1 protein-coding gene is annotated in these 262 nt (G+C 40.1%); it reads left to right on the top strand.

Translation table 11 applies throughout. From position 1 onward, the window contains the following. A partial coding sequence (locus tag Q4528_RS14375) for a beta clamp domain-containing protein (RefSeq protein WP_303522310.1) occupies positions 1 to 205 on the top strand: 205 nt, incomplete at its 5' end. Positions 206 to 262 lie beyond the last annotated feature (57 nt).

The following is a 262-nucleotide window of genomic DNA, read 5'->3' as shown; positions in this document are numbered from 1 at the left end:
GCCTAATACGTCCCATCAATTGGTGATTAAAAACGACACCTTTAGTGAACTATTGCTTGATGTGAGTCTGTTAGGTGAACCGCAAGCTTTAAAAATTGCTCCCCTCGATACCCAAGCCGTTAGCTTTGTAACGCCTAAGCAAGTCGTAACCCTAACTGCTTTAAACAATCAGCTAACCTTAACCAATAAAGAATATGAGAACTAATGATGAGATTAACTAGAAACTTCAGCCTCATGCTGGCATTGCTTTTTAGCAATGCAC

It is taken from the genome of Staphylococcus pasteuri (assembly GCF_030547725.1).
In the GTDB taxonomy this organism is placed as follows: domain Bacteria; phylum Bacillota; class Bacilli; order Staphylococcales; family Staphylococcaceae; genus Staphylococcus; species Staphylococcus pasteuri.
Note: the sequence above shows the minus strand (reverse complement) of the source record. Positions and strands in the feature narration are given on the sequence as shown.